General features: G+C 54.6%; 26 protein-coding genes and 1 pseudogene. 14 read left to right on the top strand and 13 right to left on the bottom strand.

Annotated features, from left to right (window positions below; genetic code table 11):
* Positions 1–31 precede the first annotated feature (31 nt).
* Both minD and minE read left to right on the top strand, forming a co-directional pair.
* Positions 32–844, top strand: a complete 813-nt coding sequence (gene minD / locus IFT53_RS10285; protein WP_042616440.1) for a septum site-determining protein MinD — start codon at positions 32–34, stop codon at positions 842–844.
* Entirely contained in the window at positions 841–1,101 is a 261-nt protein-coding gene (minE, locus tag IFT53_RS10280) for a cell division topological specificity factor MinE (RefSeq protein WP_042616439.1), read from the top strand. Before minD ends, minE begins: the two co-directional genes overlap by 4 nt.
* A gap of 57 nt (positions 1,102–1,158) precedes the next feature.
* On the opposite strand, the gene IFT53_RS10275 is transcribed toward minE, so the two are convergent.
* Complete coding sequence (locus IFT53_RS10275; RefSeq protein WP_192064618.1) at positions 1,159–2,364, bottom strand: MFS transporter; 1,206 nt, start codon at positions 2,362–2,364, stop codon at positions 1,159–1,161.
* Positions 2,365–2,478: 114 nt separating this feature from the next.
* Between IFT53_RS10275 and IFT53_RS10270 the strand changes: the two genes are divergently transcribed.
* Positions 2,479–3,324 (top strand): AraC family transcriptional regulator, encoded by an 846-nt coding sequence (locus IFT53_RS10270; protein WP_192064617.1) that lies wholly within the window; start codon positions 2,479–2,481, stop codon positions 3,322–3,324.
* Here the strand turns inward: IFT53_RS10270 and IFT53_RS10265 are convergent.
* A complete protein-coding gene (locus tag IFT53_RS10265) occupies positions 3,302–4,210 on the bottom strand; it encodes a choline sulfate utilization transcriptional regulator (RefSeq protein WP_192064616.1) in 909 nt (302 codons plus the stop codon). The two genes, IFT53_RS10270 and IFT53_RS10265, sit on opposite strands and share 23 nt — an antisense overlap.
* 93 nt (positions 4,211–4,303) lie before the next feature.
* On the opposite strand from IFT53_RS10265, the gene IFT53_RS10260 reads away from it, so the two are divergent.
* Both IFT53_RS10260 and betC read left to right on the top strand, forming a co-directional pair.
* The gene (locus IFT53_RS10260; protein WP_192064615.1) at positions 4,304–5,257 is read left to right on the top strand and encodes a choline ABC transporter substrate-binding protein; all 954 of its coding nucleotides are present in this window, start codon (positions 4,304–4,306) and stop codon (positions 5,255–5,257) included.
* Between the two features lie 15 nt (positions 5,258–5,272).
* Positions 5,273–6,787 carry a choline-sulfatase gene (gene betC / locus IFT53_RS10255; protein ID WP_192064614.1) on the top strand — a complete coding sequence of 505 codons (1,515 nt, stop codon included), beginning with the start codon at positions 5,273–5,275 and terminating at the stop codon, positions 6,785–6,787.
* Between the two features lie 1,830 nt (positions 6,788–8,617).
* Here the strand turns inward: betC and IFT53_RS10250 are convergent.
* Positions 8,618–8,929: pseudogene (locus IFT53_RS10250) on the bottom strand (IS21 family transposase); the annotation flags it as partial.
* Positions 8,930–9,068: 139 nt separating this feature from the next.
* Here IFT53_RS10250 and IFT53_RS10245 point away from each other — a divergent pair.
* A complete protein-coding gene (locus tag IFT53_RS10245) occupies positions 9,069–9,383 on the top strand; it encodes a hypothetical protein (RefSeq protein ID WP_192064613.1) in 315 nt (104 codons plus the stop codon).
* Between the two features lie 26 nt (positions 9,384–9,409).
* Here IFT53_RS10245 and IFT53_RS10240 read toward each other — a convergent pair whose 3' ends face one another.
* Positions 9,410–9,706 (bottom strand): hypothetical protein, encoded by a 297-nt coding sequence (locus IFT53_RS10240; protein ID WP_192064612.1) that lies wholly within the window; start codon positions 9,704–9,706, stop codon positions 9,410–9,412.
* A gap of 422 nt (positions 9,707–10,128) precedes the next feature.
* Between IFT53_RS10240 and IFT53_RS10235 the strand changes: the two genes are divergently transcribed.
* Entirely contained in the window at positions 10,129–11,319 is a 1,191-nt protein-coding gene (locus IFT53_RS10235; protein ID WP_192064611.1) for an acyltransferase family protein, read from the top strand.
* A gap of 100 nt (positions 11,320–11,419) precedes the next feature.
* On the opposite strand, the gene IFT53_RS10230 is transcribed toward IFT53_RS10235, so the two are convergent.
* Positions 11,420–11,605, bottom strand: coding sequence for a hypothetical protein (locus tag IFT53_RS10230; RefSeq protein ID WP_192064610.1), 186 nt, complete (start codon positions 11,603–11,605; stop codon positions 11,420–11,422).
* 170 nt (positions 11,606–11,775) lie between these two features.
* Here IFT53_RS10230 and IFT53_RS10225 point away from each other — a divergent pair, with 170 nt between their 5' ends.
* From IFT53_RS10225 to IFT53_RS10210, 5 genes are all read left to right on the top strand, one after another.
* Positions 11,776–12,300, top strand: coding sequence for a peptidoglycan recognition protein family protein (locus tag IFT53_RS10225; RefSeq protein WP_192064609.1), 525 nt, complete (start codon positions 11,776–11,778; stop codon positions 12,298–12,300).
* Positions 12,207–12,617, top strand: a complete 411-nt coding sequence (locus IFT53_RS23745) for a DUF6527 family protein (RefSeq protein ID WP_342365798.1) — start codon at positions 12,207–12,209, stop codon at positions 12,615–12,617. The genes IFT53_RS10225 and IFT53_RS23745 overlap by 94 nt, the downstream gene beginning before the upstream one ends.
* Position 12,618: 1 nt before the next feature.
* Positions 12,619–12,909: a hypothetical protein gene (locus IFT53_RS10220; protein WP_192064608.1), complete on the top strand. Its 291-nt coding sequence runs from the start codon at positions 12,619–12,621 to the stop codon at positions 12,907–12,909.
* On the top strand, positions 12,906–13,289 hold the full coding sequence (locus tag IFT53_RS10215) for a hypothetical protein (protein ID WP_192064607.1): 384 nt from the start codon (positions 12,906–12,908) through the stop codon (positions 13,287–13,289). The genes IFT53_RS10220 and IFT53_RS10215 overlap by 4 nt, the downstream gene beginning before the upstream one ends.
* Positions 13,290–13,689: 400 nt before the next feature.
* Positions 13,690–14,163 (top strand): hypothetical protein, encoded by a 474-nt coding sequence (locus IFT53_RS10210; RefSeq protein WP_192064606.1) that lies wholly within the window; start codon positions 13,690–13,692, stop codon positions 14,161–14,163.
* 247 nt (positions 14,164–14,410) lie between these two features.
* On the opposite strand, the gene IFT53_RS23960 is transcribed toward IFT53_RS10210, so the two are convergent.
* On the bottom strand, positions 14,411–14,542 hold the full coding sequence (locus IFT53_RS23960) for a hypothetical protein (protein ID WP_274604076.1): 132 nt from the start codon (positions 14,540–14,542) through the stop codon (positions 14,411–14,413).
* Positions 14,543–14,907: 365 nt separating this feature from the next.
* On the bottom strand, positions 14,908–16,614 hold the full coding sequence (locus IFT53_RS10205; protein ID WP_192064605.1) for a methyl-accepting chemotaxis protein: 1,707 nt from the start codon (positions 16,612–16,614) through the stop codon (positions 14,908–14,910).
* A 696-nt stretch (positions 16,615–17,310) separates the two neighbouring features.
* Between IFT53_RS10205 and IFT53_RS10200 the strand changes: the two genes are divergently transcribed.
* On the top strand, positions 17,311–18,945 hold the full coding sequence (locus tag IFT53_RS10200) for a sensor histidine kinase (RefSeq protein ID WP_192064604.1): 1,635 nt from the start codon (positions 17,311–17,313) through the stop codon (positions 18,943–18,945).
* A complete protein-coding gene (locus IFT53_RS10195; RefSeq protein ID WP_192064603.1) occupies positions 18,942–19,652 on the top strand; it encodes a winged helix-turn-helix domain-containing protein in 711 nt (236 codons plus the stop codon). The genes IFT53_RS10200 and IFT53_RS10195 overlap by 4 nt, the downstream gene beginning before the upstream one ends.
* 8 nt (positions 19,653–19,660) lie before the next feature.
* On the opposite strand, the gene IFT53_RS10190 is transcribed toward IFT53_RS10195, so the two are convergent.
* The 6 genes from IFT53_RS10190 to IFT53_RS10165 form a co-directional block, all read right to left on the bottom strand.
* Positions 19,661–20,224 carry a hypothetical protein gene (locus tag IFT53_RS10190; RefSeq protein ID WP_192064602.1) on the bottom strand — a complete coding sequence of 188 codons (564 nt, stop codon included), beginning with the start codon at positions 20,222–20,224 and terminating at the stop codon, positions 19,661–19,663.
* 170 nt (positions 20,225–20,394) lie between these two features.
* Entirely contained in the window at positions 20,395–22,215 is a 1,821-nt protein-coding gene (locus tag IFT53_RS10185; protein WP_192064601.1) for an IucA/IucC family protein, read from the bottom strand.
* The gene (locus IFT53_RS10180) at positions 22,212–22,817 is read right to left on the bottom strand and encodes a GNAT family N-acetyltransferase (protein WP_042616429.1); all 606 of its coding nucleotides are present in this window, start codon (positions 22,815–22,817) and stop codon (positions 22,212–22,214) included. Before IFT53_RS10180 ends, IFT53_RS10185 begins: the two co-directional genes overlap by 4 nt.
* Before the next feature lie 13 nt (positions 22,818–22,830).
* On the bottom strand, positions 22,831–24,018 hold the full coding sequence (locus tag IFT53_RS10175; RefSeq protein ID WP_082249803.1) for an MFS transporter: 1,188 nt from the start codon (positions 24,016–24,018) through the stop codon (positions 22,831–22,833).
* Positions 24,018–25,340 (bottom strand): lysine N(6)-hydroxylase/L-ornithine N(5)-oxygenase family protein, encoded by a 1,323-nt coding sequence (locus tag IFT53_RS10170; RefSeq protein ID WP_192064600.1) that lies wholly within the window; start codon positions 25,338–25,340, stop codon positions 24,018–24,020. Before IFT53_RS10170 ends, IFT53_RS10175 begins: the two co-directional genes overlap by 1 nt.
* A 312-nt stretch (positions 25,341–25,652) precedes the next feature.
* Positions 25,653–26,876, bottom strand: coding sequence for an MFS transporter (locus IFT53_RS10165; protein ID WP_192064599.1), 1,224 nt, complete (start codon positions 26,874–26,876; stop codon positions 25,653–25,655).
* Between the last annotated feature and the right edge of the window lies 1 nt (position 26,877).

Genomic DNA, 26,877 nt, shown 5'->3' with positions numbered 1-26,877 from the left:
CGCATGCGGCAAAAGCGAACAGGAGACCAGTATGGGGAAGGTAGTTGTCGTTACGTCCGGCAAGGGAGGCGTGGGCAAAACCACTTCGACTGCCGCGCTCGGTGCAGCGCTGGCACAGAATAACGAAAAGGTCGTCGTCGTGGATTTCGATGTCGGTCTGCGCAATCTCGATCTGGTCATGGGTGCGGAACGCCGCGTCGTGTATGACCTGGTCAACGTCATTCAGGGTGACGCAAAGCTCACCCAGGCGCTGATCCGCGACAAGCGCCTCGATACCCTGTTCTTGCTCCCGGCCTCGCAAACACGCGATAAGGACAATCTGACGCCTGAAGGTGTCGAATGGGTCATCGGCGAACTGAAGAAGCATTTTGACTGGGTGATCTGCGATAGCCCTGCCGGTATCGAGCGCGGCGCAACGCTTGCCATGCGCCATGCGGATGTCGCCGTTGTCGTTACCAACCCGGAAGTGTCGTCCGTGCGCGATTCTGACCGTATTATCGGCCTGCTGGACTCCAAGACGCTCAAGGCTGAACGCGGCGAGCGCATGGAAAAGCATCTGCTGCTGACCCGTTATGATTCGGCCCGTGCCGAGCGTGGCGATATGCTGAAGGTCGAAGACGTGCTGGAAATCCTGTCCATTCCGTTGATTGGCATCATTCCGGAAAGCATGGACGTTTTGCGCGCATCCAACGTCGGCGCGCCGGTTACGCTGGCAGACGCCAAGTCGCCGCCTGCCATGGCTTATTTTGATGCGGCCCGCCGCCTGCGTGGAGAAGACATTCCCATGACCATCCCCGGCGAAAAGCGTGGCATCTTCGCCAAGTTCTTCGGGAGGGCCGCATGAGCATTTTCAACCTTTTCCGCAAACAGAAATCGGCACCTCTTGCCCGGGAACGGTTACAGGTTCTGCTTGCCCATGAACGCAACGGTGCTGGCAACGAGCTGGTGGCCCTGCTGCGTGAGGAAATCCTCGCCGTTATCGCGAAACATGTTCAGATCGATAGTGACAAGGTTCACGTCAAGATGGACAGCGATGAGCATGTCTCGGTGCTGGAAATCGATGTGGAAATTCCTTTGGCCGCGCATCTGCGCGCTGCCTGATACCAGAGCATAAATAAAAAGCCGCCCTGATTTCCATCCGGGCGGCTTTTCGTGTCTTCACGCTGCGCGTTTGCGGCTTGGCAATTGCGGCAGGAACACCGTCAGCAAGCCCAGAAGCGGCATGTAGGAGCAGATGCGGTAGACGAATTCGATGCCTTCCCGGTCGGCAAACACGCCCAGAACCGCCGCACCAATGCCACCGAAACCGAAGGCAAAGCCAAAGAACATGCCCGCGATAAGCCCAACGCGCCCCGGCACCAGTTCCTGCGCAAACACCACGATGGCGGAAAATGCGGAGGAGAAGATGAAGCCGATCAGCACGACGAGAACGATTGTCCACGCCAGATTGGCATAGGGCAGCATCAGCGCAAAGGGTATCACGCCGAGGATCGAGAACCAGATCACAACCCGTGAGCCGAACTTGTCACCAATCGGCCCGCCGAAGAACACACCCGCTGCCGATGCGCCGAGGAACAAGAACAGCAGCAATTGCGCATTCTGAACCGAAAGGCCGAATTTCTCGATCGTATAGAAGGTGAAATAGCTGGAAAGGCTGGCAAGATAGGCGTTCTTGGTCGCTGTCAGAATAATCAGCACCAGCAATGTCAGCATCACGGTATTGCGCGGCAAAGGCAGGGCGCGGCTCACAGGGGCACGGCCTGCAGTGCTGCGGCGGTGGCGGCTGTACCAAACGCTGACCCATGACAGCACGGCAAATCCCACCAGCGCAATCAGCGAAAACCAGCTGAGGCTCTGCTGGCCCATCGGAAGAACGATGAAGGCTGCCAGAAGCGGCCCGATGGCCGTGCCGGTATTGCCACCCACCTGAAAGAAGGATTGCGCCAAGCCGTGGCGACCGCCAGAAGCGGAACGCGCCACGCGCGATGCCTCGGGGTGGAAAATGGCCGAGCCGATGCCGATCAGGCATGCGCCGATGATCAGAACCGAGAAGCTGTGGGCATATGCCAGCGTAAACAGCCCCGCACAGGTGGAAAGCATAGCAACCGGCAGAGAAAACGGCATCGGCCATTTGTCTGTTGCAATGCCCACCGCAGGCTGCAACAGCGAAGCTGTTACCTGAAAGGCAAAGGTCAGCAGGCCGATCTGGACGAAATCCAGCGCGTAGTTTTCCTTCAACAGCGGATAAAGCGATGTCAGCAGAGATTGCATGATATCGTTCAACATGTGGCAGAAGCTAGCCGCCGCAATAATGGAAAAGGTCGTTTTTTCAGCAGAAAAGCTCGTGCTGCTCACACTCGCCATGGCGTTCTCTCCAGATGTCATGCACGTAAGGGCAATTTTAATTGCGGCCCTTGTACCCGCATTGTCTGCGGCCTGCTTTTGTGCTGTGGTCTAGTTTTTACGCGAGTGGGCCAAATGAGTGATGTCGGTGCAGAGCCTTTGATTTACGTGCGCGGTGATGAGCATGACCTGATGCTCGATTTCATCGATGGCAATAATGAATCCCTGCTGGCCCTTCGCCGCCTTTATGCCGAAGGCTTCAAAAGCCCCGTTCACTCGCATCGCAAGACACAGCTGTGGTTTGCCCGAAGCGGTGTCGTCATCGTCAGCTCGGGCGATGGCCGATGGATGCTGCCGCCGGGCCACGGCCTCATCATTCCCGCAGGCTTGCTGCATTCCAGCGAAGTGATCAGCCAGGTTGAAATGCACTCGGTCTATGTGCACCCTGACGTTATCAATCCGGCCAGACCCCGTGTGGTCGAGGTCACTGTGCTTGCCGCAAATCTCATCGCGGAACTGGTGCATGATGAGGATGCCAGACGAAAGGGCGAGCGCAGACGCGCATTGGTGATGGAACTGCTGATGGATGAAATCAGCCAGCTGCCAGAAAAGCCGCTTGGGCTTCCCTTTCCCTCACACCCCAGCATGGCGGCCCTCTGCCGCCACTTTCTAAGTGCGCCTGCAGCCAATGCCAGCATTGACGATTGGGCGCAAACGCTGGGCATGAGCCGCCGCACATTCACACGCGTATTTCGGGCGGAAACCGGCGTCAGTTTCGTCACATGGCGCCAGCAAGCCTGCATTTTCGCCTCTCTGCCGCGCTTGGCAAGCGGCGAAACCGTCACGAATGTCGCGCTGGATGCGGGCTATGAAAACGTCTCTGCCTTCACCACCATGTTTCGCCGCATGCTCGGCAGCTCCCCCAGCGCCTACCTCAAATCCTCAGGCATGCGGCAGGCTAGGGAGCCTGTGTTGTCATAGAGCGGCCATGAAGCCAGTCGGCCAGTTTCAGCGCCGCTCCTTTCCTGTCTTTGCAGCCCACCAACCAATAGCCACGGTCTGGCGCTTGAAGGGTGGGCCCGACGCCAACAAGTGCACCACTTTCCACGAGGTCATCCACAAGTCCCGCCCAACCCAGCGCGATGCCCTGCTTGCCAATGGCTGATTGAATGACGAGCGAATAGGTGTTGCAACTAATATCACCCCGCCCGTGCTCTGGGGCTCTTGTCCCCCCCAAGCTTGCAAGGTAGCTCGACCAGTCGAACCACGTCGATGACCATGAGCTCTCCAGATGGATGAGCTTCATTCCGGCCAATTGCTCGGGCGTAACCCCGTCAGGGTTCCCGTCAAGAAAGCCCGGCGCGCAGACCGGCCTCACGTGCTCTGGCACCAGCAACTTTCCGTCATCCCCGGCATCGGCGCGGGAGCCGAAAACCACGAGAACATCGTCATCGGTCGCAGGCTGGCGAGGCGGGTTCTGGCTTGCCGTGATCTGGATATGGATGTCTGGAAATCTCGCCCTGAATTCCTGCATTCGCGGAATGAGCCAGAGGGACGAGAAAGCATAATCGGTATGCAAACGAACGGTGGGTCTCGAAACGCCCTTGATCTCTGCGGCGAGCGAATCGATCTCCAGCACATGTCGGCTGACGACATCGTAAAATCGCAGGCCCTCCGGCGTGAGCTCCACCCCTCGGTGTTGCCGCTTCAAAAGCCGGATGCCCAACTCATCCTCCAGCCGACGGATCTGATAGCTCACCGCTGGCTGGGTCAGGCCCAACTCCTGCGCGGCGGCCGTCAGGCTTCCGCGTCGGCCAATCACCTCCAGCATCCGCATCCATCCAAGGTTGATAGGGCGCTCTGCCATAAGGATTCCTTTTATTAGCTATCAAAAATTATCCGCTTCACGGCAAAGATCAATCCGTTGTTCATTGAAAAATCAGAAATAGGAGAGGTGGCAATGAACAAACCTTCGCGTATTGGGAAGATAACGTCAGGCATTCTCTTTCTTGCCGCATCCTGTGCCGGCCCCGCATTGGCGGCCGATGCTCCCGAATGCAAGACGATCCGCATGAGCGATCCTGGCTGGACGGATATCACTGCCACCAATGGTGTCGCCTCCGTCGTGTTGGAAGCACTCGGATATCAGCCGGATATCAAGACCTTGTCGGTGCCCATTGGATACCAGTCTATGAAAAACGGGGACATAGACGTGTTTTTGGGCAATTGGATGCCCGCTCAGAAATCCTTCGTGGATGATCTCAAAGCTGCCAAGGCAGTCGAAGTCATCGGCCAGAACCTGGAGGGCGCCAAGTTCACCCTCGCCATTCCGTCCTACATGGCAGAAAAAGGCATCAAGGACTTTGCTGATCTGGCAAAGCATGGCGATGAGTTCGAAAAGAAAATCTATGGCATCGAGCCAGGCGCGCCTGCCAACCAGAACATCCAGAAAATCATCGCGGACCAGAAGTTTGGGCTGAAGGGCTGGGAACTGGTCGAGTCTGGCGAACAGGCCATGCTGTCTCAGGTCGATCGTGCGGGCAAATCCAAGAAGGGAATCGTCTTTCTAGCCTGGGCGCCACACCCGATGAACGAAAAATTCTCCATTGAATATCTCTCGGGTGGCGATGATTATTTCGGGCCTAACTTCGGCGGTGCGCAGGTTTACACGCTGGCCCGCACCGGATGGTCGGCGCAATGCCCCAACGCCACCGCCCTGCTGAAAAACCTGAAATTCGATGTCAGTATGGAAAACAAGCTCATGGGCCAAATTCTGGATGGCCAGACCGCGACGGATGCCGCCACAGCGTGGTTGAAAGCCAATCCGCAAGCCATCGACACGTGGCTTTCCGGCGTTACCACGCTGGATGGCAAACCCGGTGTCGACGCTGTAAAGGCTTCAGTGGGCCTTTGATTTCAGGATAAATAGATGGCGCGTCAGAATATACTCGTCCTCATGGTCGATCAGTTGAACGGAACGTTCTTTCCTGATGGGCCTGCGGATTTCCTCCACGCGCCGCATTTGAAAGCATTGGCAAAGCGCTCTGTTCGCTTTGCCAATACCTATACGGCAAGTCCTCTCTGCGCCCCTGCGCGGGCATCCTTCATGTCCGGACAATTGCCAAGCCGCACACGGGTTTACGACAACGCGGCAGAATTCGCATCGGATATCCCGACCTATGCTCATCATTTGCGCTCTGCGGGCTATTACACCGGCCTGTCCGGCAAGATGCATTTCGTCGGGCCCGATCAGCTCCACGGTTTCGAAGAGCGGTTGACGACGGATATCTATCCCGCAGATTTCGGCTGGACGCCGGATTACACCAAGCCTGGGGAGCGGATTGACTGGTGGTACCACAATCTAGGCTCCGTCACGGGGGCGGGCGTGGCAGAAATCACAAACCAGATGGAATATGACGACGAGGTTGCCTATCACGCAACCCGCAAGCTCTATGACTTGTCGCGCAAACTGGATGACCGCCCCTGGTGCCTCACTGTCAGTTTTACCCACCCGCATGATCCCTATGTGGCGAGGCGCAAATACTGGGATCTCTATGAGGACTGCCCGGCTCTGGACCCGCATTTCGAGGCTCTCCCTTTTGCGGAGCATGATCCGCATTCACGACGATTGCTGGAAGCCTGCGATCACAGCGCATTCGATATAACGCCCGAACAGGTCCGGCGAGCACGGCAGGGCTATTTCGCCAATATATCCTATGTGGATGACAAGATCGGTGAACTTCTCGATGTGTTGAAACGAACGCGGCAAGATGAAGACACGATCATTGTGTTCCTGTCGGATCATGGCGACATGCTGGGAGAGCGTGGCCTGTGGTTCAAGATGTGCTTCTTCGAGGGATCTGCGCGCGTGCCCCTGATGATCGCTGCGCCCGGCTGGAGTGCAAGGCAGGTTGAAACGCCCGTTTCCACGCTGGATGTAACGCCAACCTTATGTTCCCTCGCGGGTCTGGACATCACATCGTTGAAACAATGGATGGATGGTGAAAACCTCTCAGGCTTGGCTCAACAGACAGGAGGGCGCAGCGCAGTGCTCATGGAATACGCTGCCGAGGGTTCGGTCGCCCCATTGGTGGCGATACGCGACGGGCGCTACAAGCTCACAATCTGCGAGCAAGACCCTCCCATGCTGTTTGATCTCGAAATAGATGCGCATGAGCGCAACAATCTGGCCAATGATCCGCAGTACGAGAGTGTCCTCGCATCCTTGATGGCGCAGATAAACAGCCGCTGGGACCTTCGCATGTTTGATTCGTCCATCCGCGAAAGCCAGGCCCGCCGCAGGGTCGTCTATCAGGCCCTGCGCAATGGCGCCTATTATCCCTGGGACTACCAACCCCTGCAGAAAGCCTCAGAGCGCTACATGCGAAACCACATGGACCTCAATGTTCTGGAAGAAAACCAGCGATATCCCAGAGGCGAATGATGAGAAAAGCCAAAATGGCGTTGCCCAACTTTGCCAAATACGTTATCCAACCTGCGAAATGTCCACGTAGCTCAGTAGGATAGAGCAGTTTTTAGGGCGTACCATTTTTACTGGTTTTTTAACGTGTTGAAATACCTTCGGTATTATCGGTACTGGAACCGGTATCGAATTTCATCTTCCATGAACGATTACAGTGTCGTTAGGGATTTGCAGCCCGTGTGGACCATCCTGTCTAACAATTGAAAATCTTGTAATCCGGGTAACACGATTTCTTCCCTGTCTTTATCTACCAGTCGCTTGAGCCCCTTGGCGAATTTGCAATTATCGCCGAAAAATGAGCAAGAAAGATGGTTTCAAGTACGGCAGTCCAACCTACAGAACGATCGCGTCGGGTGCGGAGGTTTGCCCAGCCTCTGACTTTGGTGGGTGCAGCTTTGGCCTGGTTCGAGCAGAGCCAATTCGCGAAAGTTGATCGCCAGCTTTTGAAGGCTGATATCTATAGGTGCCAGATGTGTTCCGGGGATTAAATTCAATTCTTAATTTGTTTAGCCAAAAATTCCCTCGACAATTCCTCCCGCAATGGCTTGCGAAATCGCCCGAGTCGGCTAAAACACAGGTTAAGTGTCCACGTAGCTCAGTCGGATAGAGCGCCTTTCATAGTGAAAAACCTTATTGGTTAAGCAATCATCCAATGATTACAGCAATTTAGTGCACCAGTAATTTTACTGCAGCGCTGTCAGCACGGGTTCAATGTCCTTTCAAGGAATTTCGGGGAATGGACCTTGGACGGCAAACAAAATCAGGTTTAAAATCTTGGTGTTGATATTCGCTGTGGCATCGTTTACGAACTCCCCTGAAATGAGATTTGTCTACGTAGCTCAGTAGGATAGAGCACAGGATTCCTGGTTGCAAAATTGGGGGCCGCACAACGAAAGAGTGTGGTCGATCTGCTCAAAGTCGGGGAACGCTTCGCTGTACTCTCAGCATGCCAATCCCGAGCCAAGCTTCGGAGAAATCCGTTGAAGGTGTAGAGACTGGATGGGTAGCACCTAAAGGCTTCGGCCCAAGGTGAAGGGACAGTCCAGACCACGAACGCCCTCGGGCGGCGGCTAAAGCCGAGGTGGTACGAATCCTGGGGTCGGAGGTTCGAATCCTCTCGTAGACACCATTCACTTATTGTGCGGCCCGTATACATAGGCAACATGTGTGATTACGCTCTCTTGATTCGTCGCTGTGAGCGTTGATGTGGGCGATCCGCTCCGTTGTTTTGTCCGACTTCCATTTATGTATGCTGGACGCCACTGTTAAACTGAGTACCTTCAAGGCATTCGGTCGCGCCTCCGATATTCGGTTCGCAACGCTGTTCGGCGGTGATGATCTCATCGTTTTAGCGGTCACAGCTGTGATATCCGTCTGAATCGTGTCTGCCTCGTATGCGGCGAGAACGCCCGCGCCCGCAAGGCGCACCAGCCACGAGCACGAAGCGTGGTCCTGGTTGAGGTAACCTGAGGAAACGATTGTCAAACCTAGAATGCCGCTGAGCGAGCGTTTTTTTGAAACTATCACCTTTTTAAACACGCTCGCTTGGACCGCTATACGTGTGAGCAAACAGGGGTCATCGCACAATTGCTCTGAGCACCAGAATGTCGGCAATCAGAATAAGTTTTGCTTATAGGCATCATTGTTTAGCGTTTCCATGAAGAACGCCATAGGGACGCTGTCCGTATATTTTTCTGCACCTGACGTAAGCAACATGCGGCTGGCGTTGATGTGATTGATACCGCCTTCTGGTATCATACATCGAAGCTTGGCCTTCGTCGTATGCGAGGATGCCTTTCGAATTGCAGCAACACGCCCATACGACCCATCATAGCCGAGGCTCATCAGGTCGGCATGCAACTGCTTCATCGTCCGCTTCTGCTTGCGGTTCTTCTTCGCTTCCGTGCTCAGCCAGGCCGCTAGTCGATCAGCAAAAGGGTCAAGCTTACTCGGTCGCTCTGGAACTTTGAACTTCGGTTCCACACTCCCCAGACGCAGGTATTTGCGGACGGTATTCCGAGACAGACCGGTCCTGCGACCAATCTCCCGGATCGATAAATGCTCTCGAAAATGCCAGCGTCGGATCACGCTCAATAACGCCATGTCGATCACTCCATAGCCCTCGCTGAAAACACGCAGGGCAAAGTTCAAACATGGGTCAATTCTCGATGGAAATATCCTGTGCTACCGGGTCACTTCTCAGTGGCAATCAACAGCCGTCGAGATATCAAACGCCTCTGGATTGAAGATTGAAACACCTGTCGGCTACCGTATTGGCTCAGGCGGTGGCGTAACGCAGGCTAGTTCGAAGAGCACTACCATTACTCTGAACAAGTTGAGCGGACAGATCATTACCACTGCCGACGCTCTAGCCGCGAATACTGCCGTTGGCTTTGGCTGGAATAACAGCGAGGTCAAGGTGGGTGATGTTATCGCCATCAACCACGTCGCAGGCGGGACAACAGGCAATTATCACGTATCGGCTCGGGTGACCGGTGCTGGCGCCGCCGCAGTCCATATCCGAAACCTTCCGGGGGGAGCTTGTCAGAAGCCCTGACGCTGCAATACGTGGTGATTAAAGGCTCAAATACGTGAGGCTACGTTCTCATTGAAGAACGAACGCATGCGAGAGAGCAATGTCTTTGGTGGGTCAATTCCAATTGCTATCCATCCTTTTCTCGTCAAGGAGATAAGGGTGCTGGCATTGAAAGCATTGCCTGGGTTTTCTGACACAAGACCTTTTTCAAGGCAGCCTAGTGTCAGGATCGTTCGTTCATCTGGCTGAGACTTCCAAGAATCATCAAAGGCTTTGCATTGCTGCTCAGACGAGGCGATTTCTTTAAGCAGCGACAACTCTAGCTCTGTAGGATGATCGGCCATTCTCTAATATTCCTCGATGATTTATTAGCATATCATTAACTTGAGAAAGAGACCGTGGCAATGCACTTGAACAGGCGTTATCACAACCAACAACGCATCTCTTGCTGCTGGTGCCAGAGCAACTTTCACAGTCAATTGTAGCCGGATGAAGTCAACCGACACGGTGATGCTGTTGGCTGGTAATGGGAACTATTCCGCCGTGGCAAACAACGCAGCAAATGGCTCTTTCACCATCACGTTGAAAAACGAAAGTGCAGGGGCTCTGACTGACGCTGTGGCTATCAATTTCACAATCTTCAAGGGGGCAAGTTCTTAACCCTCCGCGAGCAACCTAACGGCGCGAGGTCTTCTTTCGCCGCTAGGTTGCGCTTACCCGCTTGTATGGCTAATACACGGCGGTCGGCACAGACAGGGGCGGGGTTATGGTAAAAAGAAATACGGGAAGCTTATCTGGGAATTGGGAGTTTTTTTCCCCTCCGACAAGCAGCGATTATCAAAATGTGAGTAAATCGGAACATTTCTACGGCGTAGATATGCTCCGTGGAATTGCTGCTGTAGCCGTCTTGATCTGGCACTATCAGCACTTCTTCATGGGGGGCAGCTTGCTGCACGGCGCGCCACCTCCCGGAATGATCGTGGCGCGATCCGACCAGCCGCTCTATTCGTTTCTTTGGCCCATCTATGAACATGGTTATTGGGCGGTACAGGCGTTCTGGATTATCTCAGGCTTCGTATTTGCCCATGTCTACGCTGGCAGGAAGGTTGACGGCCGCAAATTTGCAATTGCCCGGTTCGCCCGGCTCTACCCACTTCATCTTATCACGCTGCTGGTTGTGACCATGGCGCAGTTCATCAGCAAGAAACTTAATGGTGGATTTCAGATTATCGGCTTCAACGATCTCTACCACTTTTTCTTGAATGTGTTCTTCGTCGGCGGTTGGGGCTTCCATTTGGGGAATTCTTTCAATGAACCCTCATGGTCAGTTTCAATCGAGCTTGCTATCTACGCGGTCTTCTTCTTTCTGGCACACCGGATATTCGCTTTTGGCATTATCATCCCGCTTCTGTTTTTAGGGCTAGGCGGCGCGATCATGAATCAAGGGACGCCCCTTTGGCTTTTCGGACTTTGCCTTTTCTTCTTCTTTGAAGGGGTGTTGACCTACTATATTCTCATCAAGATGCGCGACCGCACCCCACTGCTATTGGCTGGTTGTGCGGTGAGCTTGGTGTTCTTCGCCTACGTTTGCCTATCGGGGAAGTTTCCAAAGTTCGCCTTCCATAACATCCAGAGCTACCTCTTCATCCCAATTCTGGTCGTTGTGGCTTTGTGCGATTTCAAAGGAAAGTTTCTGTCTGCGATCAAGAAGGTGAAGTGGCTGGGTGATGCCACCTACTCGATGTACATGTGGCACTTCCCAATTCAGATATTGATCTTGGCCTTGATACAATACTTTGGAATATCGGCAGAGGTCTTTCGCAGCCCTGCAATCCTGATTTGCTGGGTAGCTGGTATGATAGGCTTGGCAGTGTTGTCTTTCCACAAGATCGAGAAACCACTGCAAACATGGGCGCGAGTAAAACTGGAGCAGGGGTTTTCGCAGCCTGACAGATAGACGTTGCCACAGGATTTTTCTCGCCCCGAAGCTATTGCATCGGGGCGTTTCGCAGATCTAAGTCATCTACGATTCTTGCTGGAACCACTGGTGACCGTTATCAATTGCGGTCGTAGAACTCTTCTTCTGTTTCCGCATCCTGCTTATAAATCCACTTGCGGCCATCCCAGCGCCGCCACATCTGGCCGCTCCCTGAAAACTTCCCATCCCCCAGACGGACAGGCCACAACGGCCAGAAGACCGGGCACTTATGCCAAAGCCCGTTTTTAGGGGTGAAGGAAAGCATACTTCTCTCTCGGATATCTGTGGGGGCTGATTTTCATCAGATTCCTGACTTGATCGCCTGTGTCAACTCCAGATAGTGACGGCCCGCTTCGGCGGGCTTTTTCTATGCCTCAGCATTGCGCTTCATTGCGCGTGCCGTGGCCTGAGACACCAACCCCAAAGGACATCGCTATGACCTACAAACTTCCGCTGGAATGGCTCCAGCCGGTTAAGATGACGCGTATCATTGCCCACTGGTCCGCCGGGGCTTACCGCGTTTCGACATTGGATTTGGAGCACTACCACTTCGTCGTGGAAGGCACGGGAAACGTTGTTCGGGGTGACCACACGATTGCGGACAACGTCAACACGGCAGACGACGACTATGCGGCCCACACCAGAGGCTGCAACACGGGATCGATCGGTGTTTCGCTGGCTTGCATGGCAGGGGCAATCGAAAGCCCGTTTAATCCCGGCAAGTATCCAATGACCGAAGTGCAGTGGGCGCGGGCAATGGATGTTATCGCGCATCTGGCTTCGTTCTACAAAATCCCTGTCACAGACAAGACGATTCTGAGCCATGCCGAGGTGCAGCCAAACCTCGGGATCAAGCAGGCAGGTAAATGGGATTTTTCGAGGCTTGCCTTCGACCCAACCGTGATCGGTGCCAAGTCCTGTGGCGACAAGATGCGCCGCGATGTGAAAGCCCGCATGTGATGGGCGCGCTTTCCTCAAAAATCCGCAGTGCTCGCGATGGCGGGATTCTCTTCTGGTGCCCAGGATGCGACGGGGCCCACGTTGTTTCCATAGGTGAGGGCGCTGGGCCGAGATGGGGTTTCAATGGGAACTATGACGCGCCAACGTTCACACCCTCTGTCCTCGTCACCTACAACGGTTCTGATGCCGGTGTGGGCGAGGCTCCGCCGGCCATTTGCCATTCTTTCGTGACCGACGGGAAAATTCAATTCCTCAGCGATTGCACTCATTCACTCGCGGGTCAGACCGTAGACATCCCTGATTTTGACGAGGGCTAGAATGAAGTTCTTCATGGATCACAAAGCCTCAGCCGAATGGGCCGTTCGCCGCCGGATCATCATCATTGCGCTGATCTGGTCTGGTGGCCTCGTCACCTATCTGGCGATCTGGGGCAGGCCAATCGCTCTCAGCGATACCGTGGCGATGAACCTCATCCTGCTGATCGGCGGCATCATCGGTTCGTATGTCTTCGGGGCTGTTTGGGAGAAGAACACGCAGGTCAAAGCAGGCATTGCGCAACAGGCTGTTGACCAAGGCGACACTGACACAAAGGTAAAGGTGGAGCCATGATCGCTTTCTTCACTGGAACGCTCATAGGGCGCGCCCTTGCCATCCTGATAGCCCTGCTGGTGGCATTTGCTGGTTTCCGGGTGTGGTTGACTTCCCACGACGCGAAGCTTCTCAGCGGGTACGTGCTGCAGTCTGAGAAGACGGCTGCCGAAGCCTTGGCCGACGAGATGATCCGGCAACGCAACGCAGCGTCTCAAGCCCTTGAGGATTACCGCAAGCGCGCCGTGGCCGATGCGCTCACCCAGCAGAAGCTTGAAACCCAACTTGAACAGGTGATCAAAGATGACAATCAGAATGTTGATGATGGAGATTACAGGTGGACTCCTGCTGATCGGATTTGGCTGTGCAAGCAAAGAGGCCAGGCTAACTGCGGCGGCTAATACGCAGGGCAGGGTGCAGGCTGGCGTAAGCCTTCCTGATCTGCCGGAAGAGTGCCGTCAGAAGATGGCGCGGGTTGCCCCTCAATACGGGACAGAGAAGCCACGCAACACACAGCTTCGGTGGGAATTTGCCGCGGACTTTGTTGATCGCAGGACAGGCCGATGCGCTGGATTTTATGACGGCGTCAAGACGCGCTTCGGCGCGAAATAGGGCTTTCGACGACCTCATGACACCCAAAGCAGATATGAACTAGGACAGGGAATGGTAATGCCAAACACCCGTACGCCGCCCATGAGCTCAAGCGTTCTTGAGAACCCGGCAGTCATCATCCAGCGCCTTTCGACATTAGAGGTCAATCTCTGATCACTCAGCACTCACCTTGATGGGATGGCGCAGCGCATGCACGCACAGGCTAAGGCCCGATCTGACAAAATCGACCAGATGTTCACGAGCTTTGACAAGAGGTTCTCCGAACAGATCGGTTCGACAAATGCCCAGCTGGCCGAGCGCGGGAAAACACCGTGGGGCCTGTTGATCTCGGCCATGGGCGTCATGATCGTGATCGTGCAGGGCTTGAGCTCGCTTCAGTTCTGCCCGGTTCGCGCTGATATCGATCGATTGACCACCGCCCTTTCGACCGTGGCGACGAACACCACATCCAACGCGGCGTTCTCGGAGTTCAAATCGACCTATGATGCAAACAGGCTCACAGCTCGGCAGGACAACGACAACCGATTCGCCGCAATCGAAAACAAGTTCCAAGGGCAAGTTCCACGCGGAGAGCATGAGCAGATATGGGCGTCGTATAACCAACGCTTCATTGATGTGCAGCGGCAGGTGGATGAGGTGAAAGCGGCGCAGGGAAGCGTCTAAGGCGCGAGAGACTTCCTGCTGGATATCAGAGAGCGGCTGGATCGGGTTTAGCGTCAGCGCACCGCACCGGGCGGCTAGCTCATTTGCTTGGCGGCGGCTCCCAGCCTTCGCGAATCGGCATCCGCATCACAGCCTCGTAATATTCTTTCGCCCGCTGGACTTCCAACCGAGCTGTGTCCTCATACCCGCTGACATTTATCTTCGGATCAAGCCTTCCGAAATACGGGTGGTGGCGTCCGGTCCACTGTCAGACCTTCACCATATCGGGAAGGTAGGTCTTCATCACGCAACCGGCTTGGAAGCCATCCACGATGGCGTAGAAGATGTGGTCGGCGTATGGAGCCTTGGACCAGTTCAGTTTGGGCTGGTACGGTGTCATGGGCCCTATTATGTCTTGGCCTTCCGGGCCAGTCAAAGCCCCTTTTCCACAGCCTCAATAATCGGTGGACAAGTCTCGCTGTGGATATCATTTGAGCGGAGAAACGTTGGACCGCGCTCCGGTAACCACCTGTATTCTATTGCCTTTAAATGATCTTCGTTGGACCACTGGATGCTGTATAAATCAATTAGATAGGTGCTAAATTCGAATCCTCTCGTGGACGCCATGTCTCTCCAAGAGCCAATTCATTGGGCGAGCCAAACTTCATTCTGCTCTCTACCTCACCTAATGGGCGATTGGTGAAGCAAGTCTACGCGATGGATTTATTTCCCCACCGCGTAGAGTTGTGAAGTAAGCTACCGCGCTCAAGCTGCGCGGTCGGACCTGTATTGACCGGCTTGCCTGTTGCCTGCATTGCGGCTTTGGTCGCCCAGATTGAACTGGCCGATCATGCTTTGAAGCTTCGTCGCTTCGCTGGCGAGCGTTGAGGCTGCAGCACTGCTTTCCTCCACCATGGCCGCATTTTGTTGCGTTGTCTGATCCATGCTGTTGACCGCGCCGTTGACCTCCAGCAAACCTGTCGACTGCTCGCGCGCGGCTGTGGAAATCGTCACGACATGGTCGTTGATTTCAACGATCTGCTTGCTGATGGTGCGCAAGGCACCGCCAGTATCGGACACCAGCTTTACGCCGGTCGATACTTCGGAAGCTGAGTTCTGAATCAGTTCCTTGATCTCCTTGGCGGCTTTGGCCGAGCGCTGTGCGAGTTCCCGCACTTCCTGGGCGACAACGGCGAAACCTCGGCCGGCTTCCCCGGCACGTGCCGCCTCTACACCCGCATTCAGGGCCAGCAGGTTGGTCTGGAAGGCAATTTCGTCGATGACGCCAATGATGTTCGAAATCTTCGAGGAGGAATCCTCGATCCGGCTCATCGCATCAACGGCTTGCGCCACCACATCGCCAGACTTCTCTGCATTGTTTTTGGCAGAGCCAGCCACTTCACGTGCTTCCTGGGCTCGCTGCGCAGATGAACTGACATTGGCGGTAATTTCTTCCAGTGCCGCTGCCGTCTCCTCCAGACTTGCCGCCTGATTTTCCGTCCGTTTGGACAAATCACCGACACCCTGGCCGATTTCTCGCGTGCCTTGGTTGATCACATCAACACTGACGGAGATTTCCTTGAAGGTATCGCAGAGCTGGGAAACTGACCGGTTGAGGTCATGCCGGAGAAACTCGAATTCGGGCGCGAAGGGTTCTGTCAGCGAGAAGCCGAAATCACCGGAACAGAGACGCTTCAGGGCATCGCCAAGCGAACTGACCGTCTGCACGCGGTCTGTGACATCGGTTGCAAACTTTACGACCTTTACGACCTTTCCATTCATGTCGAGGATTGGATTATAGGAGGCGGAGATAGTGACCTCCCGACCAGACTTTGTCCTGCGTTTAAATTCAGCCGCCTGGTAGCGGCCTTCACGCAGCGCGGTCCAGAACTTCCTGTAGTCCTCCGAAGACTGATGGGCCTTGTCAACGAAGATGCTGTGGTTTTTGCCAACGATTTCGCTTTGGGTGTAGCCCATCAACTTTAGAAAGTTATCGTTGGCTCCAACGATCTGTCCGTCCACGGTAAATTCGATGATGGCCTGTGAGCGGCCTATGGCAGCTATCTGGGCTGTGTAATCGAGATTGAGCAGGCGCGCTTTGGCATCCGCCCATTCAACGACGAAGCCAACGGTTTTGGCTCCCTGCTTCAACGGTGTCACGAGCAAATCGAACACACGGGTTCCGACCGTAATCGTCGCGCTGTGGCGTTGTTTTAGCGCCGCCAACATGTTTCGTTGATGAGAAGGATTTTTATGGAAGACATCGATATTGGCACCGATCAGCGTTGCCACGCTGAATTTCGGCAGTTCCTTCTTCAGGTCGCTTTCCGCCTCTTTGAGGAGCTCGACAACTGCGGGATTCATGTATGTGATGTTCAGCCCCGCATCCGCGATCATTACATTGGCTTGTAATGCCTCCAGTGCGAGCGTCCTGGCGGTTGTCTTTGCATTTACAAAAGAGGCGAGGCTCATGTTCCGTCCCTTAGTTGCTTGCCGGGACGCTGCTTCAATGCGCGTAGACCGGCCGTTTCCCGTGGAAATACAAATATTGCTTAATAAGGTTAATTAATTGATTATTGTTTTATTTAATACGTAGAAAAGCCAATAGAAATTGACATATATCAAATTTGTATTCGGTTGTTGGATGGAATTTAAAAGTTATGCTTGGAAATTAGTTTTATAAAAATCAAAATAAAAATTTGCACTGTTTTTTAATCAAAAAAAATTTAATTAGATTTTTGTATATTAAAAATATCGATATTAATTCAATAGTTTATGTTAAAATAGAGAATTATATTTGAAGGCTATGTGTTGCGCGGAGTTTCCATCGTTGGATCTGAATAAGAACGCCGAAATGAGGTCGTTTTCTTAGAAGAAGTGGACCAATGACGTAACGAAACCTTCGCAGAATTGTGGAGATGTTGCGTCTGTTTACAGACTGGATCCATCCGAGAACAGTTCTTCAGCCCCAGCCGCCGAGTGCATTGTCAGCACAATCGCACCGTCTCGCTCTCACGGGCGTCGCGTTTAAGCTCGATTTTCCAATGATGATCGTGCTGCCTCAAAGTGGGCAAGAAGCTTCCTATAAATTCGAGCGTCATTCCCGATGAGGCATGACGGCTAGCCTTTGGGCTGGTTTGCTGGGCCAGCAGGTTGGAATGGAGCGCTATGACAATAAGGCGGTTTGACTTCACAATGCGGCTGGTCGCGGCTTTCGCGGTGCTGGCAGTTCTCATCGTGTCCCAGGGTGTTCTCAATCGTCACATCGCCAACCAGGCAGAACAACAGGTCCTCCGTGGTCGATATGCGGGAGACCTGCTGTCCGGCTTGCTGGAGCTTTCCGCCACCAAGCAGAGGCTGCGGGCCTGGTCTTTGAGAACGCTGATCGGCGCGCCACACATACCGGGCGATGGCGAAATGCTGCGCGCGCATATGGCTGAAATTATCGAGCAGATCAGGCTAATCAGTAAGGATGCGCGGGAGTTTGATCGTTTGGCTGGTGCCTCCACCGATGATGACGATGTCCGTGACGAGGCGCTGCAGCTTATCTCCGACAGCGTTATCGCGCTGAAGCCCGCCATTGAAGACATCAGATCCCATACGGGCGCAGATGATGCGCGCACCGCCTGGGCCTCTATAGAAACTGTTTTCGATCAAGGGGCAGGGCGAGACCTGCGTGAGGTGCTCAATGACACGATTGTCAAAGAACGGTCGCAGCTCAGCGTAAAGCGTACGAATGCCGATCTCGCGCTCTCACAACTCAATCGCGTCCTCGCGGCCATGACGCTCATCATAGCGGTGATCGGCATGGGGCTGGCCTATGTCGTCGCCAAGGCCATCCGCCGTCCCTTGCAGCAGATGTCGGAAGGGGCGAAAGCTTATGAGGCTGGTCACTTGGAACATCGTATTCCGGTAACGACATCAGACGAGTTCGGCGCCTTTGCGAGCAGCATCAATCGCATGGCATCCGAGCTTTTGCTTCGTCGGAACGAAGAAGCCAACCAAAGGGTCGTTCTGGAGCAACAGGTCAAGGAGCGCACGGCTGCTCTGGAAGATGCCCTATCCCGGTTGCGCGCTTCTGAAGGGCGCCGTCGCAGCTTGCTGGGCGATATCAGCCATGAATTACGCACGCCCACCACTGCTATCAGGGGCGAAGCCGAAATCGCCTTGCGCGGCCAAAAGGCGGATGATGATTATAGAGCATCACTCAGGCGGATCGGGCAGGCCGCCAGCCAGATGGGAAGTCTGATTGATGACCTTCTGATGATGTCGCGTGGCGAAGATGAGACATTGGCGCTTAACAGGGAGCCGATCGATATTGCGGGTCCGCTTGAAGAGGCCCTTCTAAGCGCCGCTACACTGGCCAATCAGAGAAGCATCACAATCTCCACGGATATTGAAGATACGGAAATGATCGTGTCGGCAGACCCGTTTCGCATACGGCAGATCATCGCGATCCTGCTTGATAATGCCATTCGTTACTCACCGCCCAATGGTCAGGTTAATGTTCGGTCTCGTGGCACGGCAGGTGCGTGGGAACTGGTTATTCGGGACCACGGAATTGGCATCGAAGCCGATGCCCTGCCGCATGTTTTCGAACGCAATTTCCGCGGCGCCAATGCAAGGCTTCACCGCCCCGAAGGCACGGGTCTGGGCTTGTCCATCGCCAGGCATTTGACGTCCGCCCATGACGGCACGATCTCGCTTGAGAGCAACAGCGAGCAGGGAACAACAGCCACGCTTCGCTTGCCGTTGGCGCGCGCCCGAACCGTCCTTGAACCCGTCGTGGAGGAGACGAAGTGAACATACTGGTGATAGAAGACGATCCACGCGTGGCCGACTTTCTGGAGCGCGGTCTGCGCGCAGAAGGCTACAGCGTCACGGTTGCCCGGGATGGGCCTGCTGGCATCGAGAAGGCGCATGATTTATGGCACGAATGGCGCAGCACGGGCTCTAACGGCGCCATTCTGCTCGATGTCATGCTGCCGATCATCAACGGCTCTGATGTCTGCCAGACGCTCCGGGCCAGTGGCATATCGGCCCCGATCTTGATGTTGACAGCGTTGGGTTCAGTGAATGATCGCATTTCAGGATTGCGAATGGGCGCTGACGACTATCTCGTCAAACCGTTTTCGTTTGAAGAATTGCTGGCAAGGATAGAGGCGCTGATGCGCCGCCCCGTTGACATGCGTCCGCTGGAAACAAAGATATTGTGCGTTGGGCCGCTGGAACTAGACCGGGAGTCCATGCGCGTTACCGTCGAGGGAAGCGAGATATCGATGACCGCGAAGGAGCTTGCCCTTCTGGAATTGTTCATGTCCACCCCCGGCAGAGTGCTGAGCCGGGAACGGATTTTGGCGAATATCTGGGGCGCAGGCGAAGATCCGCTGACGAATGTCGTGGATGTCTATGTGCGCCGCCTGCGGGCAAAGATCGACCGGCCTTCAGATAGTTCATCCTGCATCACGACGGTGCGTGGCATCGGTTATCGTCTCGAACAGGGCCGGTAGGTGCTACATTACTTGGGTGAATAAGGCAGCGAAGAATGATGCTGAACGATACGGATGGTGCCTTGGTCATCCTTCTTGAATGTCCATGATTTATCCACCGTCGTCACCTTGCCGTCTTTATCGGTAAAGGAGACATTGCCGAGCGTGGTCGCAAACTCACCATCAAGAAGAATGGCAGCGTTCTTCACGTCAACTTCCTTCCAGCCCTTCAAGGCAAACCCCGTATCGGAAGGGTATTTAGGGTTCTGACCGACAAAGTAGGATAGTGCACCCTCGCGGTCGGTCCGGAAGGTCTGTGGCTCCTGCGTCAGCGTCGGCTTGAACAGCACCGGACCCAACTGGTACCCATAGGCCGCATCGATCACTTTCCCGGCCATTTCCTGCGCTGATTTCACGCCTTTTTCCTCGTATTCGCGTGAAATCGCAACGAGGGCCTCGCCCCAGGCTTCCTGGGTCTTGATGACTTCAGTCTCGGTGATGGTTCCGTTGTGAATCTCGACGGCGTTCACGCCACCGGCCGTCATGAGCAGAGCAGTTCCGGTCACGGCAGTTGCCTTGGCTATCCAGCGCATATGTATGTGTCTCCTGTTTGATTGCTCATTGCGAGCGACAACAGGACTATGCGTCTCTTCCCTGAAGCAGGCATGGCTGCTTTATGAACGGATGATGGACAGAGGATTACGATTGCGCTTGCCCATCTCGCCATGTTGCGAGATGGGCAAGCGTGACGGTGAACCTGCGTTTACCGGAAGCGCGCCAGCGGGTTTTCCAGCTCTCCAATATATTGCAGGCTGTCTTCCGGATTGAGCAGGTCCAGCATTTGCTGGTTGTTGTTGAGCTGCAATCGGTTCAGGCAATTGCGCACGAAGCGTTCCGCGAAGAAATCGTAGCGTTGGTATTTGTCCGCATAGGCAGGATGTTCGGCCTGATAGGTGCGGAAGCACTCCGCCACCAGGCTCCAGAAGCGATCTTCATGCAAGGTGTCCGTTTCATGCAGTGTCGCGGAGAGATAGCGGAAGAAGCAATCGAATACATCGGTGAAGATGCAATTCGGCTTCATCTTTTCGTCCAGCGTATAGGATATCCGCGATATCGCTTCTGGCACCTCTATCGAGCCATTCAGAATGCCGATCTCTTCCCCGATATCCTTCATGAAAACGCGCACCGGCACATTGTCTTCGAGAACGAGAATGAGATTTTCGCCGTGCGGCATGAAAGCCAGATCGTAGCGATAGAAGCAATGAATGAGGGGCGCCAGATAGGCCTTCAGATAGGCCGCTATCCAGTCTTGCGCATCAAGGCCCGAAGCTGCAATCAGTTCCGCCACCAGAGAGATGCCGTCCCTGTCTCTATGCAGCAATGCTGCCATGGTCATGATGCGCTCGTTCGAGCGCAGGCGCGGCAGCGGGCTTTCGCGCCACAGTGCAGAAAGCATCTTCTTATAGGCCGAATCCAGCTTCAGTCCCTCATCGTAGTAAGGGTAGCGGTAGCCGATGGCGGCAACTTCGCGCAGAATGCTGAAGCCGTTCTGGCGAAGATAGTCGTCTGCAGAAATCAGGTCATGCAGCCACTCGTTGATCGCAGGTGTCGTCAGCATGTATTTGGGTGACAGGCCACGCATGAAACCCATATTCAGAACGGAAATTCCGGTTTTGACATAGTGCTTGCGATTGTCTGTCGTGTTGAAAAACGTTCTGATCGACTGCTGGGCATTATAGGTGTCGCTGCCATAGCCGAGGCAGACGATGTAGCGCCGAGCCACATCGGCAGCAAAGGTGATTGCGAGCTTGTTGAACCATTGCCACGGATGCGCTGGCATCAGCCAATAATCATCCGGGTTGAGACCAAGCCGGGTGAGGCGGGTTTCAAAGCTCTGCAGCGTTGCTTCATCCAGCTCTCCGCCGATCAGGTTGGCGTAATCCAGTTCCGTGATCGCGGTGAAGGTTGCTCGTTCCTTGCTCACGGCCAGCCAAATAATCTGGACCGGGTGCGCGGCTTCGGGTGCGTAGAGGCGGTAATCGATGGCGTCAAAGCCGATGCGCCCATTGTTGGCAATAAAGGTCGGATGCCCCTCCGTCATGCCAGCTTCGATTGTCTGATAATCGGCCACGGCAAGCTGTCTAGAGGAGATATGGCGCTCCTCGCGTTTGTAGGACGCGCCATAAAGTGTCGTGGACACCTCTTCCAGATAGGTCGGCAGCATGGCTTCCTTGATGCCCAGCGTAGGCGCGAATTCGAGGATCAGGGACAGCGCATCGAGCGGTTCCGGCTCATCCGCAATCGTTTTTTCGATGGTTTCAGGATTGATCGACCAATGGTCCAGCGCCAGTCGTCTGGCCTTGAAACGATAGGCGATAGCACTGTCCTGTTCGGGGCGTACCTCGTAGAGCCCCCAATCTCCCTCACTCGAAATCATCTTCGGCGAAAGAAGAAGCTCGTGGGAAAACTCTGCCAGCGCCTTATGCACAAGATGTCGGTTGACGTCATCCCACACGAGTGGCCCGAGATGTGCCGATGCTTTTTCTGGAGAAAAGGAAGGTGTTGGGAACGCGGAGATATTCATGCGTTTATGTCCTGTTCAAGGGTTTTGTAAAAATCTTGGCGCGTGGCGAAAGACAAAAGGGCTGTCTTTTCTTCAAGCTCGATCGTGCGTGCGCTGATGAAGCCAACTTTGCGATTGAGCTCGTGGACCTTTTCGTTTCGAACATCCGGCTCGACCACAAGCCGCTTGATCAGCGGATTGTCGAAGTGGAAGCTCAACACCGTGCGGATGATGGCAAGTGTGAAGCCGGTAATTTTTCGACGCGGTGGCGCGACCAAAAAATGCATACCCCAATCGCCATCCTTCACGTCATAATGCTTGCCAACCTGATCATGCCGGGGATCGTAGGACTCGACGACAAAGGCAGGCTCGCCTTCAAAGAAACCCATGTAACTTGCGGCATGACCGCTGGCATTGAGCTTCGCATAGAAGGAAGCGACTTCACTTTGTGAATAATGTCCCATGTTCCAGAAACGGGCATAATCGCGCGTGAACCAATCATGCAGCTTTGCGCTATCGGCTTCCGGCTCAAGTAGGGAGAGCGAAAAATCGCTGACCTGTGGATGGTGTTGCGTGAAGACGACCGGACGTTCTGTCCTGGTTGAGATTTTGGTGTTGAGCATCGTAATTCCCTTATCAGGCGGGTTGCGGGCGCGGGCTGGGTAACCCGATATGTGCCCTTAAGGTCGCTCGGTAGAGAAGCAGCGTGGCCAGCACGACGAGTGCGGCGACCGCAAACGAAAGGCCTTCGCCAAAACGCTGCGTCAGCATTCCGCTGACCAGGGCGGCCAGCATCACGCCACTGTTGCGCGCAATGTTGAGAAGGCTGAAGCCGGATGCGTAGTGAGCCTTTTGGGCGCGTTCGAAAAACAGGGCATCCAGGCCGATGGTCACGCGGTAAAGTCCGATACCGTAAATGATGCGACCGATGATGATGCAGATCTGGTCGGGAACGGCCTGTATCGCAAGACCAGCGCTGGTGAGGACCAGACCGGCTTCGTTGCGCCGCCAGACCTGGGCGGTGCCTGCGCGCCAAAACCCATGCGCCAATATGGCGACAGCGACGATGCCGGGTATCGCGTAGACGAAACCTGTTATGTCAGGTGAGGTGTTTCTTGCCACGGACTGCCACCACACGGTCATGAACGGCATCGACAGGTAAAATCCGAAATAGAAAAAGAACATCACCGCGAGAAGGGAGGCGAAATTTTTCCTCTCTTCAGGCGTCACCGCGATGATGCCTTTGTCATCCTCGCGGCTGGATTTTCGGGCGCGGGCCACGGAGGCTGTTTTGAGCAAGACGGCGCAGATAGCTGCCTGGATGACATCGCCGAGACCCATGATGACATAGGGTATTGCGTATCCATAGGAACCAACGACATGGCCGCCCGAGACCGCACCGATGATCCCCCCAAAATGGACGATGACGGCCAGCGCACCGATTGTCGTGGCATGCTTTTCCACCGGCTGCATGGCAATGACGTAAGGGTACATCAGCAGGTAGCTTGCCTTGAAGCACACCATCACAATCGATGAGACCCAGAAACTGGCAATGTCCGCTGCCACGTAGCAGGCGAGGCTGAAACCAGCCGCCGCCAATTGCGTCCAGATGAGGACAGCAATCGTGTCACGTCGTTTGGCAATGGCAACCCAGACCGGAAACGCCAGCATGACCGCAAGCGAGATCGACGCCAGGTACGCCCCGACCGTGAATGAGGACGAAATACTGAAGCGGGCCGCAAACAGTTGCGGATAATAGGGCAATAACATCGTGTCACTGACAACGGCGATGGCTGTCATCGCCAATAAAGCTGGTCTGAGCATCACGCCACCACGCGTGCTGATTTGACGTCGCTCAGACCACGTACATCAAATGTCTGGAAAGCGGTTTCCTGTTCGATTGGATAGACCTCGTAACCCGCGATTTCACGCAGGATCGTCGCGTTACGCAAGCATGCCATGCCAAGGTCTGGCGCAACGAAGCCGTGAGTGTGAATATCAAGGTTTTGAACAAAGACCTCGCTTGCCCCATGATCCACCGCATAATTCGCGCCGACATCGAGCCTTCCTTTGCTGTCGCGCCGGAGGCGCTCGGAAATCCCGCCCAGAAACTCCGGCTCCTTGTAATCGTATCCGGTGGCCAGAATGACGGCATCCGGCTGGAGCGTGAATGTGATGTCCTGTTCCCGTTGCCGAAACTCCAGAGAAAATTCCTGACGTCCGGGCGCGTGGCGCGCATCGATCAGCTCGCTGTTGGGAATGAGATTGGTCTCGACACGTCCCTTCAGGCTTTTGCGATAGAGAAGGTCGTAAATGTCCTTCAGCAGGCTGGCATTGATGCCTTTGAAAAGTGCCGACTGCTCCTGCAAAACCCGGTCTCGTGTTTGCTCGGGCAGACCATGGAAGTAGCGGGCGTAATCAGGCGATGTCATCTCTAGATTGAGCTTTGTCAGGTCCAGAGGAAAGAACCGTGGCGAACGTGTCACCCAATCGAGGCTGTAGTTGTGGTTGTCGATCTCCGACAGAAGATCGTAATAAATCTCGGCGGCGCTCTGCCCGCTTCCCACGATCACAACGGATTTGCGCGCCTGAAGCTGCTTCTTGTGCGTCATATAGTGTGAGGAATGGGTGATATGCGGAGCCAGCTTTTGGCAGCAGGCGGGTATCGACGGCGATGTTCCCGTTCCCACCACGAGCTTGCGGGTTTCTATATTTTTGATTCCGCCCAAACGGTTGGCAACTGTCAGCCTGTAGGTGCTTGCTGCCTTATCGTATCTGACATCCTTCACCGTATGACCGAATTTCAGATTGTCCAGTTTCGTAGCCGCCCATTGGCAGTAAAGATTGTATTCGTTGCGCAGAAGGAAAAAGTCTTCACGTGTGTAAAACGAGTAAATTCTGCCCTGCTCTTTTATATAATTAAGGAACGTGAATGGGCTGGTGGGATCCGCCAGAGTGACGAGATCGCCCATGAACGGTGTCTGCAAGGTCGCGTTCTCCAGCAGCATGCCTGGATGCCAGTTGAAGCCCCGGCTGCGGTCGAGAAAAACGGACCGTAACCAAGGCACCGGCTTTGCAAGGCAAGCCAGACCAAGATTAAACGGGCCGAGCCCGACGCCAGTAAAATCATAAATTGCATTGTCCATTGTCGCCTCCGACTGAGGTGATTGTTATCTTAAAGGTGACTAAAAGAATCAAGTATAAAATTCGCAGATTTTTGCGGGTAAAAAAATATATATGAATGAGTGAGAGGATGGTCAGCGGCGCATATTTTGGTGACATAATAGAGTAAAATCAGTATTTTTTAGCGCTTTTCGGACTATGAAATTTGCGCGCACAGTTGCGCGGCAATAAAAAAATGATTTTATCGTGTCTGTTCAGGCCCGAGCAGGCAAAGCGTGTGAAACGAGCCCAAAAATAGCAGGCGAATACAACCTAAGTGGGTGTCATGATGGCGCTCAAAAAGCTGCACTCCGCCTTGAAAGCAGCGCGATTGCGGGAGCGGCGATGGCGGATACCCCGGCAGCGACCAGAAAGGCGGTATGATAGCCAAAACGCTCCGCAATAGCACCGGCGCCTATTCCACCCGCCATGCTGACGATGCCATCCATGCATTGGAACAGAGTAAAATCCACTCCTGCCTGATGCGGGTCAGACCAACCCATGAAACAGGCATAAAGGGCAACGAAACCAATCGACATGACCCCGGATGAACTGGTGATGGCCACCGTCATGACAACCCAATCGGCGATATCGCGATGGAGGCTGAAAGCCGCGAAGGCACAGAGCAAGATGGTCTGTGCTGCAATCGACAGGATAAGCACCCGTGACGAGCCGTAGCGGCGTACCAACAGCCCCCCAAGAAGTGCGCCGCCAAAGCCCACGATCATGCTTCCGATACCATTGAACGTTCCCATCGTTGCGAGATCAAGGCCGTAGTCGATGAGGAAAGGTCCCAGCATCGCGAGCCCCCATTTTTGGGCAGCGACATAGACCGCGGCGATGATGATACCGGTTCTGATATGCGGCTTGGCGAGCGCGTGGCGTATGGATGGCGTCTGGTCACGGGTCTCAACCCTTGCTTTGGCGGCAGGACCGAAAATGAAGGGCAATGCCAGGAGAACCACAAGCATGGCCATGACCAGGGTTGCACTTCGCCATCCGTACCAATCCACAAGAACAAGGAATAGCCCAGCCCCTATCGCAGAACCGAGGTAGGAGCCGCCGACCTGAGCGGCGTTTGCCCAGGCATGATGTTCTACCGAAAGTGTCTCTACCGCATAGCCATCGCAGGCAATATCGACAGTCGCTGTGACCACAGCGACGACGAAGAGCACGACAATCGCGGTGCTGACCGGTGATGGTCCGGTGAAGGCGAGGATGACGAGACCGCACGCGCAAAGCCCGACGCCTGCGCCGACAATGACGGGCGACCTGTTTTTCCCCACGCGGGGCAGCCGGTAACGTTCTATGAAGGGCGACCAGAGAAACTTCAAAGCCCATGGCAGGACAATCAGGTACAATAGCCCGATCTGATCCAGCGGAAGGCCAGCACTTCTCAAAACCGCCGGAAGCCCAAGAAAGGTTAGTCCTCCAATCACGCTTTGCCCGACATAAAGACCTCCCACCGCAACGAAGACGGAGACAGGTGACGGCTTTATGTCGGTGGGGGCGGTCGGCATA

It is taken from the genome of Rhizobium sp. CFBP 13644 (genome assembly GCF_014842165.1).
Taxonomy (GTDB): Bacteria; Pseudomonadota; Alphaproteobacteria; order Rhizobiales; family Rhizobiaceae; genus Agrobacterium; species Agrobacterium tumefaciens_C.
Note: the sequence above shows the minus strand (reverse complement) of the source record. Positions and strands in the feature narration are given on the sequence as shown.